This window comes from Pseudomonas sp. PDM03, from assembly GCF_014852385.1.
GTDB lineage: Bacteria > Pseudomonadota > Gammaproteobacteria > Pseudomonadales > Pseudomonadaceae > Aquipseudomonas > Aquipseudomonas migulae.
This window is the reverse complement of the sequence record NZ_JACVBM010000007.1, coordinates 210,543-225,746: the sequence shown is the minus strand read 5'-3', so window position 1 is coordinate 225,746 and position 15,204 is coordinate 210,543. Positions and strand designations below refer to the sequence as shown.

Sequence of the window (15,204 nt, the reverse complement as noted above, 5' to 3'; positions counted from 1 at the left end):
CAGGCCTCGAGCGAGGCAAACCGTCATATCAATTGGGCAGGTCGGTTGAAAACGATGTAAATCGGGTCAAGCCCTGACTCGACGGGAAACACCAGGATGTAATCGTCAAACCGGCCATGCGCCTCGTCTGCAAAAGCTTCAATGGTCGGCGCTGACGCGGAGCGAACAAACCCTATGCGACGCGAATGGACTGACTCAAGGGCAACCGTGGTCGACCAGTGAACGGCGATCGCTGCCACACCCTCAGAGGTAAAACTAAAGCTATTCAGGTGCTGGTCCTGCGTCACCGCTCTGACCCTGACACCCGAGATCGATTGGTATCCTCTGCACGCAGAGAGGGAAACCTGTGACAGCGTTTTGATCTCGCGCAAACCCTGGAACATTTTTCCGGGTTGGGCCGGGATTGTCGCAGTGCTCATACGAAAAGGTACATCGACCTCAGCCTCGCTCGCGGCCAGGTGTTGCCAATCCTGGCCTTCGATGGGCAGAAGTTCGCTCAGGGGCACGCTCAAACCGTAAACCTGAGTGTCTGCCCGGCTGGAAAAAGCGAAACTCATTACCGCAGCCTGCTGGTTTCCAGTGTCCGGCTCGCCTGAGGTGTTCTGCCAGGAAAACTCCGCAACAACCGAGCGCACCGCTTTGAGCAGATCCTTCTGCTGAGACGCCAGCAGCGCGGATGAACCGCCTGTCAGCAAAAGGTCGGGACGTTTATCGGCGAAAGCGAGCGAAGCGCTGATCGTGGGCATCGTTTGATTAGAACCGCGCGAATCGATCAAACGTTGCGACGCCGCCATCAGCAATGCCTCCGCTTCATCATGCAAAGCGCGATGGCGCAGGGAAATGCTGGCAAGCCGTGAGATGTAGCGTTCCTGGGTTGCGTTGATCCGCTGCACAAGGCTCTGCCATTGCGCTTGCTCGGATCGCGCGTAAGTCAGGTTGCGCTGAGCACCGCTTTGGACAAACGCTACTCTCATTTTCCAGAATTCATACTTTCTGACGGCCATCAGCGCTTCATGCTGGGCATCTTCCAGAATGCGGATGCCTGCTTCGTTTTGGTGGGTGTCCGGATGGGTGTTCTGTTGACTTCGCAGGTTGTAGATTTGCTGCGCGAAAACGCTGAAAGCCTCTTCAACAACCTGTCCTGAAATCGCCACATCCGCTGTGATTTTTTCGACCTCGGCCAAGCTTCTGGCCAAAGGAGTTAGCGGCGCGACAGGTGTTTTTGCAGCGGAAATATCCTCGCCTTTGAATGCCGATATTCCTTGCTGGTGATGCCATGTTCTGACGTAGTGGACAACGCTTTCCGGGCTGTTGGTGTTCGACTTGTCCGATGGGTAGAACAGCAAATCTGCCCCTTGGGGATGACCAACGATCCGGTCGAAATGGTCGATCAGTTGGTCATGTTCCGTTTTCGGCAGATCAACGGCCCAGATTCTGTTGACCAGTGCCTGGAATTCCGACACGGTGTAATCCTTGAGTGTGGTTTTAAGTTCCATCTTTAATTCTTCCTTGTTCTTTCGCACGACAAAAACGGCGCACCTGCTCACTCCTTATGAGCAGGTGTCAATCTATTACGGCAGACAATGACTATTCAGGCTTGAATCCTGGCTTGTTATTGGCTGCACGCCATTCTTTTACTAATTTCAGAACTTCTGCCGGTGTGCTTCTACCTCGCTCTCCCTGATTCAGAAAGGCATGCAGCCCCCCAGGGTGCTGCGTAACAGTCTCAAAATGCAAAATGCTTTTGACTACGAGATCATCAAACGCGTCATCAGACAAATCATCGCGCTCCTCATAAATAGCGTCCAACAATTCTAAAAACTCTGCTTCTGTGTAGTCTTCAAATTTCTCTTTAAAAACCATCATCAGTTCCTTTTTCCATGAAGTTTTATATGCCGCACTGGCGTCATCACAACCAAATTATCCATTTCGTAAACCGCGCCCCCTTGAGCAACTTCTACAATATGATGAATTTCAAACTTAATCCGTCCTCCATTTCTATCTGGTAATAATGCAACAGGTGCTTTGCCTCGCTTCATCAAGTTTAAATCGAAAGGCTCGAATTGCGTTCTCAACTCAGGATCCGCCGCAACCGCCTTCCAGAACGCCCGCCTGAATCCATGAAAATTACGAAACTCCTTCCACCGCAACTGTTCTGCAATTTCCCATGGAACCGGTGCCCCATCTCCCCTCGCATCGTCCCCAAGCCAAACCTCCGAGACGTCGGATCCCCAACCTGTAGCGATGCCGGGGTCATCACGTCGATCCCGGAACAGCGCATCCGGCGAAGGCAGCTCCATATCCCCCGGATACCCGGGAATACTCGCACCAATCTCCCCTTCGTCAACAGCCGGAAACGTCTCGTTTTGCGGTAGGACCGGGATGGCAGGGCTGCCGGGATAAACCACTGGGACAACGGGTGCGATCGGCGATGTCGTCGAACCCAGATGTTCGCTACCCGGCGGCACCAACGGTGTCCAGGTGCCAACAGGCGGAACCGGCCAGGGCACAACCGCCGGTACGATGCCCAACCACCCTTCGGCACTTTGCGGCGTTTTGATGCTGATTTTGTCGAGATTGAACGGGTCAGACCAGAACTCCGGCCGCTCCTGAAACCGCAGTTCGAACTCGCGACTTTCACCCGTCCATGTGCTTTTCGGCGCGTACGGGGCGAAGCCTTGCTCAATGCGCTTTTTGTTCACCTCATCGAGTGGATGAGTCAGGGCCGAGTGCTCACCGAGCGTTCGCCACAGCGCTTCGTCGAAAGCCTCGAACGACTTGAATTCCCGGCCTCGGAACTGATCGCCAATCTGACTAGGGATCGCGGCGCCGGCTGTCTGGCTGGTGCTTTTCCACCAATCAGCCGTCGGCGGTTGACCGGTTCCGGTGACAATGCCGGAGCCCATGGCCGGAACGTTGAAGGACAGGTAGGTCGGTGGCAGGCCTGGCACGCAGACAATGCAATCCTGAATGCGCCAATCAACACCCGTCGGGATGTCCTGAATCTGCGGTTCCGTGACGGTTAGACGAGTCTCGCTGGCCAGGGCCGCTTGAGGCGTGGCGTCTGGGGCGAACTGCACCTGCCTGGCAGGTGATCCTGGAATCTCGGCGGTGTAGACGCCAGTCTGCGGATTGAGCACCGCATTCACGACCAGGACGCGGGAATCGATATCGCCCCCCGTGCCGGCAACGACTATCGCGAGACCTTGCGGCGTGGCCACGGGTTTGAGCCGGTATTCCACCGCCACCGATCCGCCTGCATCGGCAGCGGCCTGTAGCTCTTGAGAGTCATGAAGTTCCAGGGCGTGAGCCGGGACTGCGACAACCTCAAACAACCGATGTCGTTGCTCGGGGGTCAACTCGCCGTTGCCCAATTCACGAGTCGGATAAAACACTCCCGCCATGAATATCGCAGCTTGCGGTCGCGTGACCGTGCTCAAGACGCCACCTACGATGGTGGCCGCACGCGTCACCGCGCTTACCAGATTTTGCGCATCGACCCATTCCCCGCCGTGGCTGGGCAATATCCCCGCGGAAAGCGCTGAAGAAGTAACAGGCAAATCAAAGGTGTTGGCCTGCCTGACTCGTTCGAGGCGAGCATCCTCATCAACCTGCTGCTTGAACCGAACGCGCGCGCCACGCTGCTCGGCGTGCTGTCGTTGGCGTTCCCAAAGTGCCTCTCGCTCACGCCAGACAGTGCTTTGCTCGGCATGATGAGTGGCCAGTGCGCTGGACTTAGGGTTGAGCGCGTCGATTTGCGCCTGCAGCAGTCGGGCTTCGTGAGCAGCGTTGTAAGCGCTCTCCCAGAGTTGATGCCCCGCCATCAACGCATCACCGAACTGGTCGAGTCGGATCAGGTAATCGGCGGCGGTGCGCGTGAGCGGATCGTGTCCGTCGAATGCCGCGGCAATTGCGTTTTTACCGTTGAGTTCTGTGGTTTTTCGGGAAATCAGCCCATCGATTTCGCTCTTGTCTTTGGTGATGAGGTACAGCTGCCAGCGTTCGCTGGACATACCTGCATGGTGGCGTTTGGCGGCGGTGATTTCGTGCTCAAGTGATTGTGTGAGCTGTTCGGCCCTGGCGTTAAAGCTTCGGTCGAGCTCGGTTCTGAAGGTGCCATGACGCTGCGTCAGAGCCGTGAGCAGTTGCTGCCGCGACTGGAGGCGGGCCTGTTCCTGCACTCGTGCCGCAGCGTCGGCCCTGTCTTGGGCCGCCTTGGCTTCGCGTTCTCTGTTCGCCGCCTTCCTGAGTGCGATGGTTTTTGAGCTGGGGCCCCCAAAATTGCCGGAAGCGCCTACGCGATTACCTCCAAAACTTCCGCCTCCTCCCCCACCACCACCGCCGCCAGAAGCAGGCGGACCGGATCTGATGACGACGTCTCCTGACGTCCCATCGTTGAATCGTTGTGCCATACAGTCTCTCCTTGTCTGTAGGGCACAGTTTGTCGATGGGGGAATGGCTGGGTGCGGTACATATGTATCGCGCGGGGTTTACTCAGGAGATCGTTTTTTTTACGCGGTAGGGGTGTCCGGCGTCGTGGCGAGCGCCGGGGCGCAATGCCTGAACTGAACCGTGCTCGAGAACGTAATCAGAAGAAACAAAAAAGAGACTTACGTCTCTTTTTTTATGCGCGGCTAGAATTGATAGTTGTTGCCGCTTTTTCGAACTGACAGAGCAACCGTCCACTTCAAAGGAAGCGCAAAGATGAATCGTCTTACTGCGAATGACTTTGCCCCTGAGCTGCTCGAACTCTACGACTACTACGCCCACGGCAAGATCAACCGGCGAGAGTTTCTCGACCGGGCGGCGTTATTCACCCTTGGCGGCCTGACCGCCAGTGCGCTCCTCGCCGCCCTGAGTCCCGACTATGCCTTGGCCGAGCAAGTGGCGTTTACCGATCCGGACATCATCGCCGAGTACATCACCTACCCCTCGCCCAAGGGCCACGGGCAGGTTCGGGCCTATCGGGTGCGTCCGGCAAAAGCCACCGGCAAAGTGGCGGCCGTGGTCGTCGTGCATGAAAACCGCGGGCTCAACCCCTACATCGAAGATGTTGCCCGACGCGTGGCCAAGGCCGGGTTCATCGCCCTCGCCCCCGATGGCCTGACGTCAGTGGGCAGCTATCCCGGCAACGACGACAAAGGCCGGGAGCTCCAGGCGACCGTTGATCCTGAAAAGCTCATGAATGACTTTTTTGCCGCGATCGAGTGGCTGATGAAACACGATACGACCACTGGTAGAGTCGGCATCACCGGCTTCTGCTATGGCGGTGGCGTCGCCAACGCGGCTGCCGTGGCCTATCCCGAACTCGGGGCTGCCGTGTCCTTCTATGGCCGGCAACCAGACGCCAGGGATGTCCCCCGGATCAAGGCGCCGGTAATGCTTCACTTTGGCGAACTGGACACACGCATCAACGAAGGATGGCCCGCCTACGAGCAGGCATTAAAAGCAGCCGGCAAAACCTATGAAGCCTACATCTACCCCGGCGCCAACCACGGTTTCCATAACGATTCCACGCCTCGATTCGATGAGGCTGCAGCCAAACTTGCCTGGGAAAGAACGCTAGACTGGTTCCGGCGATACTTGTCTTAGCGCCGCAAGCAATAAGTGGTCTTGAATTTTTATTGCTGTTTCCAGGTTTTTAAAGAGTGCATCACACATGAATAACAATGATTTTCTGTCGCAACAGAAACCACCCTTCAGCATTGTCCTGGTCAATTACAAAACCATCGAAATAACCCGGATTTGCCTCGACCTGCTACATCAACACCTGGGCGACAGCAACATTCCGGTCTGGGTGGTTGATAACGACTCGGCCGATGAAAGCACCGACTATCTGCGCACACTGGACTGGATCAACCTGATAGAGCGAAAAGCTCCCGGACCGGAGCATGGTCATATCGCGCATGGCAAAGCACTCGACCTGGTGCTGGAACGGGTTGAGACCGACTTTCTGTTCCTGCTGCACACCGATACCTTTATTTTCGACAAAAATGTATTTTCAATGATGCTGAACAAGTGCATCAAAAACCCGAATGTCGTGGCCGTCGGGTGCACAGAACAACTTAACCGCGGCACCACCAGAACCCTTTGGCGCTTTAGCTCACGACTGGTAAAACATCACGTCAGACGCCTGAAACTGTCTCTGGGACTACGTTCCAGAGAGCCAAAGCCCTACAGGGAAGTTTATTTGAAAAGCTTCTGTACCTTATGGAACTGCAAGCTGATGAAGCAGCACGGCATGCATTTCCTGATGGATGAGCGCGTACCCGGTTATACCCTCCAGGACCGCATGACCCAGTTGGGCTATGTTGTTGAACTGTTGTCCCCGCGCAAGATATTCAGCTACCTCGACCATATTCAAGCGGGCACCGTCGCGGCCGCTGGCGGTTATGCGACAACGCACAGACGAACGAAGATGTACAACGACATCCTTAAACGTTTGAAAGGTGACAACAACCAGGTATCGGCAGCGCGTCACAAGTAGCGCTCCTCTTGCAGGAAGCACTCGCAGGTTGTTATGAACAGACTATTGGAGCGGTAATGACACCGATCACTCAGACACTCCCCATCGTCACCACCCCGGAGCTGGATTTTGACCAGAACGCTGCCAGCACTTTCGGTCACTCGCTAGCCAGTACTTATGCTCAAGCCACCCCCTTTCCGCACATCGTCATTGACGATTTTTTACCGCAGGACCTGATTGCGAGCATCTGCGCGCATTTTCCCGTCGAGCCAACCAACAACGAAATGCTCTATGAGCGAGGCTATAAGGGTCAGCACAAACGGCAAGTCAGCCCCAACGAGTGCGATCCCTACTTGAAGACGGTTTTCAACGCCTTCAACTCGGCGCCCATGTTGCAGTTTCTTGAAAAGCTCACAGGTATCGAGGGTTTGATTCCCGATCCTTACTTTACCGGCGGCGGACTGCACGAAACGAAAAAGGGTGGGTTTCTGGGGGTGCACTCGGACTTCCGGCTCAACAAAAAGTTGAATATCGAGCGCAGACTGAATGCCATTATTTACCTGAATCAGGATTGGCAAGAGGCGTACGGCGGCAACCTGGAGCTATGGGACGTCGGGATGAAGACTTGCCTCAAGAAAGTCCTGCCGATCTACAACCGCTGTGTCATTTTCAACACCGACAAGGACAGCAATCATGGACACCCGGAGCCTCTGACGACGCCGGAACACATTACACGCCGGTCCATCGCGCTGTACTACTACACCGCAGCAACCGTGGCGGCTGATCCTGCGCAAAGAAACAAAACCCACTACAAACCAAGGCCCAAGGATCGCTTGAGCCTCAAGTACTACCTCAACAAACTCATCAAGAAAAAAAACTGACGGCACCTGCGGTTATCCGACCACATCGATCAACTGCTCGCGTTGCGCCCCCGTCAGCATCGGGCCGAAACCGGCACCGGCGTTGTCCGCCATGTAACGCGGGTTGCCGGTGCCGGGGATGACGCAGGTCACTGCCGAATGCGCCAGCAAATACTTGAGCGCCAACTGTGCCCAACTGGTGACGCCGACTTGCGAGGCCCAGCCGGGCAGCGGTTTGCCCTTCAAGCGGGCAAGCAAATCACCGCCGCCAAATGGCCGGTTGCAGATCACCGCCACGCCGCGTTCGCGACACAGCGGCAGGATGCGTTTCTCGACCCCGCGATCGTCCAGCGCATAGTTGATCTGCAAGAAATCCAGTGACTCGGTTTTGAGCACCGCTTCCACTTCCTCATATGCCGACGCGGTGTAATGGGTGATGCCGATGTAGCGAATCCGCCCTTCTTCCTTCCATTTGCGCAATGTAGGCAAATGGGTTTTCCAGTCCAGCAGGTTATGGATCTGCATCAGGTCGATCCGGTCGGTCTGCAGCAGTTTGAACGATTGCTCCATCTGCGCGATGCCTTCTTCGCGGCCACGGGTCCACACCTTGGTGGCCAGGAACGCTGGTGAACGCGGCTTGTGGATCGACAGCAGTTCGCCGATGGTCTGCTCGGCGCGGCCATACATGGGTGAGCTGTCGATCACCGTGCCGCCCTTTTCAAATAACGCGCTGAGAACGGCGGGCAGGTTTTTGTAGGCCGGATCGGCAGGTGCGACATCAAAGCCGCGATAGGTGCCCACGCCGACAAGGGGCAATGGCTCGTTGCTGGAAGGAATGGCGCGGGTCAGCATGTTCTTGCCTCCTGTTTCCTTCGACGGCGCGGTGGCTGCAAAGGCCGGATCGAAAGTGAGCACCGCCGAAGCACCGGCAGCCAGCGTGAGTATTCGTCGACGCGTGTATCCATCAGTGTGGCTCATGGTGGTGTCCTTCCACTCTTTTGCGCTTGTTGCGCGGCAAATGGCGCGGTTACTAGCGTCACGAGTCCTCTGCTAGCCAAGAGAATAGCTGCCGGCGGCAATTCGTCCCTGCTTGAAATACAACATGGTCGCAGGCGTTGGTGTGTAGCAGCGATCAGTTGGGTGAATATCCGATTCTTCGGTGATGGCGGCTGGCGGTTTCGCCCTTACGGCGAGTCACTTGGAGAAGCGCCAAGTAACCAAGCGCTCTTGCCCCTTTCGTTCGGTGCCTCGCCTAGGCTCGGCATGCCCTCGCTCCGGTCCTGCTCCGTGGGCCCGCCGCCATCGGCCATCCATGACCGGGGGCGGCTAACCCGGCATCCATGCCGGGTTGCCCACTGCGCAGAACCTGCGCTCGGCCTCTCGAGGGGGCGCTCAGATCAAGAGCTGAAGGCGAGCTAACGCTCGGCCTGATGAGTGGTGAAAATCAAAAGCGTATGGGATTCCCTGTAGGAGCCGGCTTGCCGGCGAAAAACGTCGGGGCAACGCGTTCATTCAGACACTCCGCGTTATCGTTGGCGTCCATCGCCAGCAAGCTGGCTCCTACAAGGGAAATGCATAGGTGTTTGGATAAATACGATCAACTGTAGGAGCCGGCTTGCCGGCGAAAAGCGTCGGGGCGACGCGTTCATTCAGACAGCCCGCGTTATCGTTGACGTCCATCGCCAGCAAGCCGGCTCCTACAAGGGAAATGCAGATGTGTTTGGATAAATACGATCAACTGTAGGAGCCGGCTTGCCGGCGAAAAGCGTCTGGGGGACGCGTTCATTCAGACAGCCCGCGTTATCGTTGACGTCCATCGCCAGCAAGCCGGCTCCTACAAGGGAAATGCAGATGTGTTTGGATAAATACGATCAACTGTAGGAGCCGGCTTGCTGGCGAAAAGCGTTTGGACAACGCGTTCATTCAGACAGCCCGCGTTATCGTTGGCGTCCATCGCCAGCAAGCTGGCTCCTACAAGGGAAATGCAGATGCATTTGGATAAATACGATCAACTGTAGGAGCCGGCTTGCTGGCGAAAAGCGTTTGGACAACGCGTTCATTCAGACAGCCCGCGTTATCGTTGGCGTCCATCGCCAGCAAGCCGGCTCCTACAGGGGATCGGTGTACATATCCGGAATGAGGGAACGCGTGCACCAAAGAGCCAGGTCGGCTTTCAGGCCGCCTCGGCGGCGGTAGCGGTAGTCGCCCCCTCGAGAGGCTGAGCGCAGGTTCTGCGCAGTGGGCAACCCGGCATGGATGCCGGGTTAGCCGCGCACGGCCAAGGATGGCCGATCGCGGCGGGCCCACGGAGCAGGACCGGAGCGAGGGCATGCCGAGCATTAGCGAGGCACCGAACGAAAGGGGCAAAAGCGCTTGGTTACTTGGCGCTTCTCCAAGTGACCCGCTGTAAGAGCGGAACCAATAGCCGCCACTACCCAAAAAACGGATATGCCCCCCCTCAAAAACCACACCCCCAAGGGCCCCACCGTGATTCAACTACACTCTGTAAGCGATCAAGCCGTCGCGGTCCTCAGGCCCAGAGCAGTCAATGCCACCCACTCACGCTAACCGAATGTCACGCTCCCTGATGTATCTCATCGTCATCGTTACCGCGTTGTACCTGGCGCTCTGCGTCGCGCTGTTCGTGTTCCAGCGCGCCCTCATCTACTTCCCGCAACCCGCCGCGCTCGGGACGCCCGAAACGCTGCTCACGCTATCGGTGGCGGACGCACAGGTGCAGGTCACCGTCAAACCGCACGACGGGCCAAATGCACTGATCTATTTTGGTGGCAATGCCGAGGACGTTTCGCGCAACCTGCCCGTGTTTTCCCAGGCATTCCCCGGCCATGCCCTCTACTTACTGCACTACCGGGGCTTCGGTGGCAGCACCGGCTCACCTTCCGAAGAAGCGATTTCCCGCGATGCCCTGACCTTGTTCGACAAAGTCTACGACACCCATCCTCACATCGCCGTGGTCGGCCGCAGCCTGGGATCGGGCGTCGCCGTGCGCCTCGCCAGCCAGCGCCCGGCCTCCCGACTGGTCCTGATCACCCCCTACAACAGCCTTGAAGACCTCGCCGTCCGCCAGTACCCGATATTCCCGGTGAAGTGGCTGCTGCAGGACAAGTTCGAATCGTGGAAATACGCCGGGCACATCTCGATACCGACGCTGTTGCTCGCGGCCGGGCAGGATGAAGTCATCCCGCCCTCCAGCACGGAAAAACTCTACGGGCATTTCGCCAAAGGTGTGGCGACCCTGAAGGTTATTCCTGGCGTGGGGCACAATTCGATCTCCGACAGCCCCGAGTATCTGAAGCTGATGGAAGACGGGCTGTAGGTCACTCGGTCATTTGCGCGCCAACTTAAAGCGCACGCAATCTTCGTAGAAACTCTGGCGCAGTGCTGCGGGTTTGATCCGCGACGGGCTGTCGTAGGTTTGCTCGGTAATACCCATGGCCGTCATGCGCATCCACGGTTTGCTGAACTTGTAGGTCTGTAATTTCTGGCGGGCGGCGTACAGCGAAACACCGGCCAGTTTGAGTTCCTGGGCTCTGGCTGCAGTGCCCGCGCCCCAGCTGCACATATACCGGTCATTGGCTTGAAGCTCTTTGGCCTGGGCGGAGACGGCGATGCCCGCCAGGCCTAATGAAATCAGCGTAATCCACACATTGCGCATTTAAAGCCAGCCCTAACCACCTGAAATTAAAGTGATTCTGTCTGTAACTTTCGAGCTTCGGGGCCAGCAAAATGCCTTATTTCAAAACTTCTCGGCTTTCCCGTGACCCGCTTGAGTCCGATAACGCCGACCAGGATGACGACGATGCACAAGCCCGGCAGTAAATGGATCCGACCGGCGCTTTGAAAGGCGTTTCAGCGCTTAGCGATGCACCCGGTTCCGCCCAGCGCGCTTGGCCTGGTAGAGCGCGTCATCGGCGCGGGTCAGGAGGCTGTCCATATTCTCGCCGGGTTGCGCGAAGGCCACGCCAAAGGATGCCGTGATCGTATCGAGCACCTTGCCATCAAGCCGCGCCTTGATCCGCAACGACTGTACTTTCACCCGCAGTTGCTCAGCGAAAACAGCGGCACTCGCCAGGTCGGCGCAGTGTTGCAGAATCACGCAGAACTCTTCACCGCCGTATCGCGCCGCCGTGGCGTGGGGTGGCAGCGAACTGCGCAGCACTTGCCCGACATGCTGCAGCACTCGGTCGCCCAACGGGTGACCGTACTGATCGTTGAATTGCTTGAAGTGATCGATATCCAGCATGACCAGCGCGACGCCCTGAGACTCATTGCTCAGCGCCTGCTCCAGCAAACGGGTAAACGCGGTGCGGTTGAGCAGTTCGGTCAGGCCATCGAGCGTGGCCGCCAGTTGCGCACGCTCAAGCTTGCTGCGCAGGCTTTTGATCTCGCTCTGGGCCGAGTGCAGTTGGGTGAGGAACTGTTCCTGCTGACTGTGCATCAGTTGGGTGCTTTGTTGCAGCTCACTCAAAATGCCCGGCAAGCGCTCGTTGACGGGCGACTCGAGCATTTCCAGGCAACGTCCCAGACTGCTCTGGAAGTTGAGATTGCCCTCGACGCTGCGCGAAACGTCGCGCTGCATGTCGTCCACCAGATTGATCGCCTGTTGCTGCCCGGCGCGGGCCTCTTCCAGCTCGTCGCGAATGATGTAGTCGCGGAAAAGCCGGGTGGCGGATTCCGGCGGGAAGCTATCGAAGTCTTTGACCACCCGGTCCAGATGACGATTGAGTTCGGGGTCCAGACCTTTGCTGTAGGTGTACCACAGCGCGTAATGCACCGGATTGGGCGGGATGTTGTGACGAACCATCAGCGGAATGGCTTGTTTGAGCAGCGCCGCGGCCTCGCGGGAATCTTCCGGATACAGCGCAAGGGCAGTCGCACGCGTCTCTGATTGGCTCATGACATCACTGTGGTTGTTAATGATTGGCAAATGCAAAACGATGCGAGCATAACCATACGCATGACAAACGGCCATCCCCCTGTGTATTGCCGTGCCATTCGGGTTGATTCAGGTCAGTTTTATGGCCTGCATTTACCACCGCGACAGCGTGAAAACACGGACCTGTAGGAGCCGGCTTGCTGCGGGCGGCGTTCCGACGATGAGGCCTTCATGCCCTGCGGCGCGCCTGAGGACGCCATCGCCAGCAAGCCGGCTCCTACAAGGGGTTTGTGTTTAGCTGCCGGCGCCGCCGTGTGCTTCTTCGAAGAAGTAGTCCTTCCAGCTGGCGGCCTTGTTCTTCAGTACGCCCAGTTCCTGCAGTTTCTCGGCGTAAACCGCCGTGCGCTGCGGCACCACCGTGAAGTTGATCTCTGGATCGTTGACGATTTTCTCAACCAGCGGCAGGGCCAGCTTCGATTGCTCGACGCGGATGTAGGTCTGGGCGGCGGCGGATTTATCGGCCTTGATGATTTTTTCCGCTTCGGCCAATGCGTCGTAAAACGCCTTGTAGGTTTTCGGGTTTTCGTCGTGGAATTTTTCCGTGGTGTACAGCACGTTGAACGTGGCCTGGCCACCCAGCACGTCGTAGGAACTCAGCACCTTGTGCACGTTGGGATTCTGCAATTCCTGATACTGGAACGGCGGGCTGGAGAAGTGCGCGTTGATCTCGGAACCCCCGGCGATCAATGCCGCCGTCGCATCCGGATGGGCCAGGCTGATTGAGATGTCGTCGAATTTCTTGTAGTGGTCATTGCCGAACTGCCTGGCCGTTTCGATCTGCAAGGTGCGCGACTGGAACCCTACCCCGGCCGCAGGCACGGCAATGCGATCCTTCTCGGTGAAGTCCTTCAGGCTCTTCACATTCGGGTTGTTGGTCAGCAGGTAGTTGGGCATCGAGCCCAGCGAGGCAATCGCCTTGACGTTCTGTTTGCCCTTGGTGCGATCCCAGATCGTCAGCATCGGTGGCACGCCCGCCGACACCACATCCAGCGCGCCGGCCAACAGCGCTTCGTTCATCGCCGTGGCACCGGAGATGCTGTTCCAGTCGACCTTGATGTCGAGGCCCTGGGCCTTGCCGTGCTTCTCGATGAGTTGCTGGTCGCGAACCACATCCAGAATCAGATAACCGATACCGAATTGCTGGGCGATGCTGATCTTGCCTTCGGCCTGCGCGCCGGGACTGAGTAACGCACTCATCGCCGCCAGGGAGGTCGCCAGGAGGGTCAACGCTGAACGCTTGTAGGGAGTTGCCATGAAATGCTCGCTGTAAGTGGACGAATCAGAAATAAAGCGACGACGAGGACTATTCCTCCACCGCCAGTGTCTTGTTCAGCTCCCCGATTTTCTCCAGCCGCGCCCGGACGATGTTGCGGCTGATGTTCAGCAGGCGTCCGGTCTGCAACTGGTTGCCATGGCAGAACCGGTACGCCGCGCGGAAAATGGTTTCTTCGATATGTTCGTAAAGGTCCGGGATGTTCTGTTCGAACAGCGCGTTGAGGGCGGCTTCCAGGTCCACCGGGCCAGCAACGGCGTGGCCGGTTTGACTGGCCTGTTCCTGGCGGATGCCGGAGGAGCGCATGTCCACCAGGTGCAGATCCGCCGGGGCGACCCGCTGATTGCGGCACACCAGCAACGCGTGGTGAATGGAGTTTTCCAGCTCGCGGATGTTGCCTGGCCAGCTGTGCTCCAGCAGCTTGCGTTCGGCTTCGACGCTCAATGACGCACGGTTGTAGCCCAGGCGCTGGCAATGTTCTTCGAGGAAAAACTCGGCCAGTGGCAGGATGTCGCCGGGTCGTTCGCGCAAGGGCGGCAGGCGAATGGTCGCGACGTGCAGACGGTAAAACAGGTCCTCGCGAAAATGCCCGGCGACGACCGCATCCGCGAGGTTGACGTTGGTTGCAGCCACCAGCCTTACGTTGATCGGGATCGGCGTGCGCGAGCCCAGGCGCACCACTTCGCGCTCCTGCAAGACTCGCAGCAGTTTGACCTGCATGTTCAACGGCAGATCACCGATTTCATCGAGAAACAGCGTGCCGCCATTGGCCGCTTCGAACCATCCGGCCTTGTTGGTCGTGGCGCCGGTAAAGGCGCCTTTTTCGTGGCCGAACAGCTCACTTTCCACCAGGGTTTCGGCAAACGCTCCGCAGTTCACCGCCACGAAGGGCTCGCGTCCGCGGCGGCTCAAATTGTGGATATGCCGGGCGACCAGTTCCTTGCCGGTGCCGGTCTCGCCAATGATCAATGTGTTGGCTTCACTGGGCGCCAGGCGCTCGATGCGGCTGAGCAATTCCTGGGAGCGCGGGTCCTTGAACACCAGGACGGTGGCCCGCACCGACTTGGTCAATTCGCGAGCGTTTGGATGAGTGATCAGCGACATGATGCATTCCTGGCAGTAAAAGCGCGTGCTCAATAGTGCATGAAGTTGTTTAGACTAAAAAATTCTTAATTAGTATTTGTATATTCCTAAAAACCATATGCGGCATAACTGCTGCCAGCCTGTTGCTGGAGCAGCAATTGGCACGCACCGGCCTGCTTGCACATCAACACCCCACGCTCCCGACCGCTCCCTCCCCTCACCCTGAAACCCAGTCCCAGCGCGGCCTGCAGCGCGTTTTTCGCGCAGTGGCATGCAATCTGCTCTCTCCCATATGCACCGCAAAACTTTTGTAGGAGCTGGCTTGCCGGCGATGGCGTCCTCGAAAACGTCGCAAGGTTTGAAGGCCCCATCGCCAGCAAGCCGGCTCCTACAAAGACTGTGTTCACAACGCTGGAAAAGGGGTGCGCCGCAATCCCCCTGTAGGAGCCGGCTTGCTGGCGATGGCGTCGGCAGAAACGCCGCAAGGTTTGAAGACCTCATCGCCGGCAAGCCGGCTCCTACAAAGACTGTGTTCACAACGCTGGAAAAGGGGTGCGCCGCAATC

The 15,204-nt window shown here is 57.7% G+C and carries 12 protein-coding genes; 4 read left to right on the top strand and 8 right to left on the bottom strand.

Annotated elements, in window-relative coordinates; genetic code table 11:
* Positions 1–23 precede the first annotated feature (23 nt).
* The 3 genes from IB254_RS13450 to IB254_RS13440 all read right to left on the bottom strand — a co-directional run bounded on the left by IB254_RS13450 (position 24) and on the right by IB254_RS13440 (position 4,412).
* A complete protein-coding gene (locus tag IB254_RS13450) occupies positions 24–1,496 on the bottom strand; it encodes a bacteriocin immunity protein (protein ID WP_192417637.1) in 1,473 nt (490 codons plus the stop codon).
* A gap of 91 nt (positions 1,497–1,587) precedes the next feature.
* A complete protein-coding gene (locus tag IB254_RS13445; protein WP_192417635.1) occupies positions 1,588–1,866 on the bottom strand; it encodes a bacteriocin immunity protein in 279 nt (92 codons plus the stop codon).
* Complete coding sequence (locus IB254_RS13440; RefSeq protein ID WP_192417634.1) at positions 1,866–4,412, bottom strand: S-type pyocin domain-containing protein; 2,547 nt, start codon at positions 4,410–4,412, stop codon at positions 1,866–1,868. The genes IB254_RS13445 and IB254_RS13440 overlap by 1 nt, the downstream gene beginning before the upstream one ends.
* A gap of 292 nt (positions 4,413–4,704) precedes the next feature.
* On the opposite strand from IB254_RS13440, the gene yghX reads away from it, so the two are divergent.
* The 3 genes from yghX (at position 4,705) to IB254_RS13425 (ending at position 7,347) form a co-directional block, all read left to right on the top strand.
* Positions 4,705–5,592: a YghX family hydrolase gene (gene yghX, locus IB254_RS13435; RefSeq protein WP_192417632.1), complete on the top strand. Its 888-nt coding sequence runs from the start codon at positions 4,705–4,707 to the stop codon at positions 5,590–5,592.
* Between the two features lie 67 nt (positions 5,593–5,659).
* Positions 5,660–6,487: a glycosyltransferase gene (locus tag IB254_RS13430; RefSeq protein WP_192417630.1), complete on the top strand. Its 828-nt coding sequence runs from the start codon at positions 5,660–5,662 to the stop codon at positions 6,485–6,487.
* Positions 6,488–6,543: 56 nt separating this feature from the next.
* Complete coding sequence (locus tag IB254_RS13425) at positions 6,544–7,347, top strand: 2OG-Fe(II) oxygenase (protein ID WP_192417628.1); 804 nt, start codon at positions 6,544–6,546, stop codon at positions 7,345–7,347.
* 12 nt (positions 7,348–7,359) lie between these two features.
* Here the strand turns inward: IB254_RS13425 and IB254_RS13420 are convergent, their stop codons facing one another.
* Positions 7,360–8,304 carry an aldo/keto reductase gene (locus IB254_RS13420; protein ID WP_192417626.1) on the bottom strand — a complete coding sequence of 315 codons (945 nt, stop codon included), beginning with the start codon at positions 8,302–8,304 and terminating at the stop codon, positions 7,360–7,362.
* Positions 8,305–9,874: 1,570 nt separating this feature from the next.
* Between IB254_RS13420 and IB254_RS13415 the strand changes: the two genes are divergently transcribed.
* Positions 9,875–10,663 (top strand): alpha/beta hydrolase, encoded by a 789-nt coding sequence (locus IB254_RS13415; RefSeq protein WP_192417625.1) that lies wholly within the window; start codon positions 9,875–9,877, stop codon positions 10,661–10,663.
* A gap of 9 nt (positions 10,664–10,672) precedes the next feature.
* Here the strand turns inward: IB254_RS13415 and IB254_RS13410 are convergent, their stop codons facing one another.
* The 4 genes from IB254_RS13410 to IB254_RS13395 all read right to left on the bottom strand — a co-directional run bounded on the left by IB254_RS13410 (position 10,673) and on the right by IB254_RS13395 (position 14,660).
* A complete protein-coding gene (locus tag IB254_RS13410; protein WP_192417623.1) occupies positions 10,673–11,002 on the bottom strand; it encodes a hypothetical protein in 330 nt (109 codons plus the stop codon).
* Positions 11,003–11,203: 201 nt separating this feature from the next.
* A complete protein-coding gene (locus IB254_RS13405) occupies positions 11,204–12,244 on the bottom strand; it encodes a GGDEF domain-containing protein (protein WP_225602344.1) in 1,041 nt (346 codons plus the stop codon).
* A gap of 273 nt (positions 12,245–12,517) precedes the next feature.
* Positions 12,518–13,537, bottom strand: coding sequence for an ABC transporter substrate-binding protein (locus IB254_RS13400; protein WP_192417620.1), 1,020 nt, complete (start codon positions 13,535–13,537; stop codon positions 12,518–12,520).
* Between the two features lie 49 nt (positions 13,538–13,586).
* Positions 13,587–14,660: a sigma-54 interaction domain-containing protein gene (locus IB254_RS13395; protein WP_192417618.1), complete on the bottom strand. Its 1,074-nt coding sequence runs from the start codon at positions 14,658–14,660 to the stop codon at positions 13,587–13,589.
* Positions 14,661–15,204: the final 544 nt, after the last annotated feature.

What these genes read in the sequence shown, in the direction of transcription:
- IB254_RS13450 (WP_192417637.1), bottom strand. Translation starts at nt 1,496, where the DNA reads ATGGAACTTAAAACCACACTCAAGGATTACACCGTGTCGGAATTCCAG.
- IB254_RS13445 (WP_192417635.1), bottom strand. Translation starts at nt 1,866, where the DNA reads ATGATGGTTTTTAAAGAGAAATTTGAAGACTACACAGAAGCAGAGTTT.
- IB254_RS13440 (WP_192417634.1), bottom strand. Translation starts at nt 4,412, where the DNA reads ATGGCACAACGATTCAACGATGGGACGTCAGGAGACGTCGTCATCAGA.
- yghX (WP_192417632.1), top strand. Translation starts at nt 4,705, where the DNA reads ATGAATCGTCTTACTGCGAATGACTTTGCCCCTGAGCTGCTCGAACTC.
- IB254_RS13430 (WP_192417630.1), top strand. Translation starts at nt 5,660, where the DNA reads ATGAATAACAATGATTTTCTGTCGCAACAGAAACCACCCTTCAGCATT.
- IB254_RS13425 (WP_192417628.1), top strand. Translation starts at nt 6,544, where the DNA reads ATGACACCGATCACTCAGACACTCCCCATCGTCACCACCCCGGAGCTG.
- IB254_RS13420 (WP_192417626.1), bottom strand. Translation starts at nt 8,304, where the DNA reads ATGAGCCACACTGATGGATACACGCGTCGACGAATACTCACGCTGGCT.
- IB254_RS13415 (WP_192417625.1), top strand. Translation starts at nt 9,875, where the DNA reads ATGCCACCCACTCACGCTAACCGAATGTCACGCTCCCTGATGTATCTC.
- IB254_RS13410 (WP_192417623.1), bottom strand. Translation starts at nt 11,002, where the DNA reads ATGCGCAATGTGTGGATTACGCTGATTTCATTAGGCCTGGCGGGCATC.
- IB254_RS13405 (WP_225602344.1), bottom strand. Translation starts at nt 12,244, where the DNA reads ATGAGCCAATCAGAGACGCGTGCGACTGCCCTTGCGCTGTATCCGGAA.
- IB254_RS13400 (WP_192417620.1), bottom strand. Translation starts at nt 13,537, where the DNA reads ATGGCAACTCCCTACAAGCGTTCAGCGTTGACCCTCCTGGCGACCTCC.
- IB254_RS13395 (WP_192417618.1), bottom strand. Translation starts at nt 14,660, where the DNA reads ATGTCGCTGATCACTCATCCAAACGCTCGCGAATTGACCAAGTCGGTG.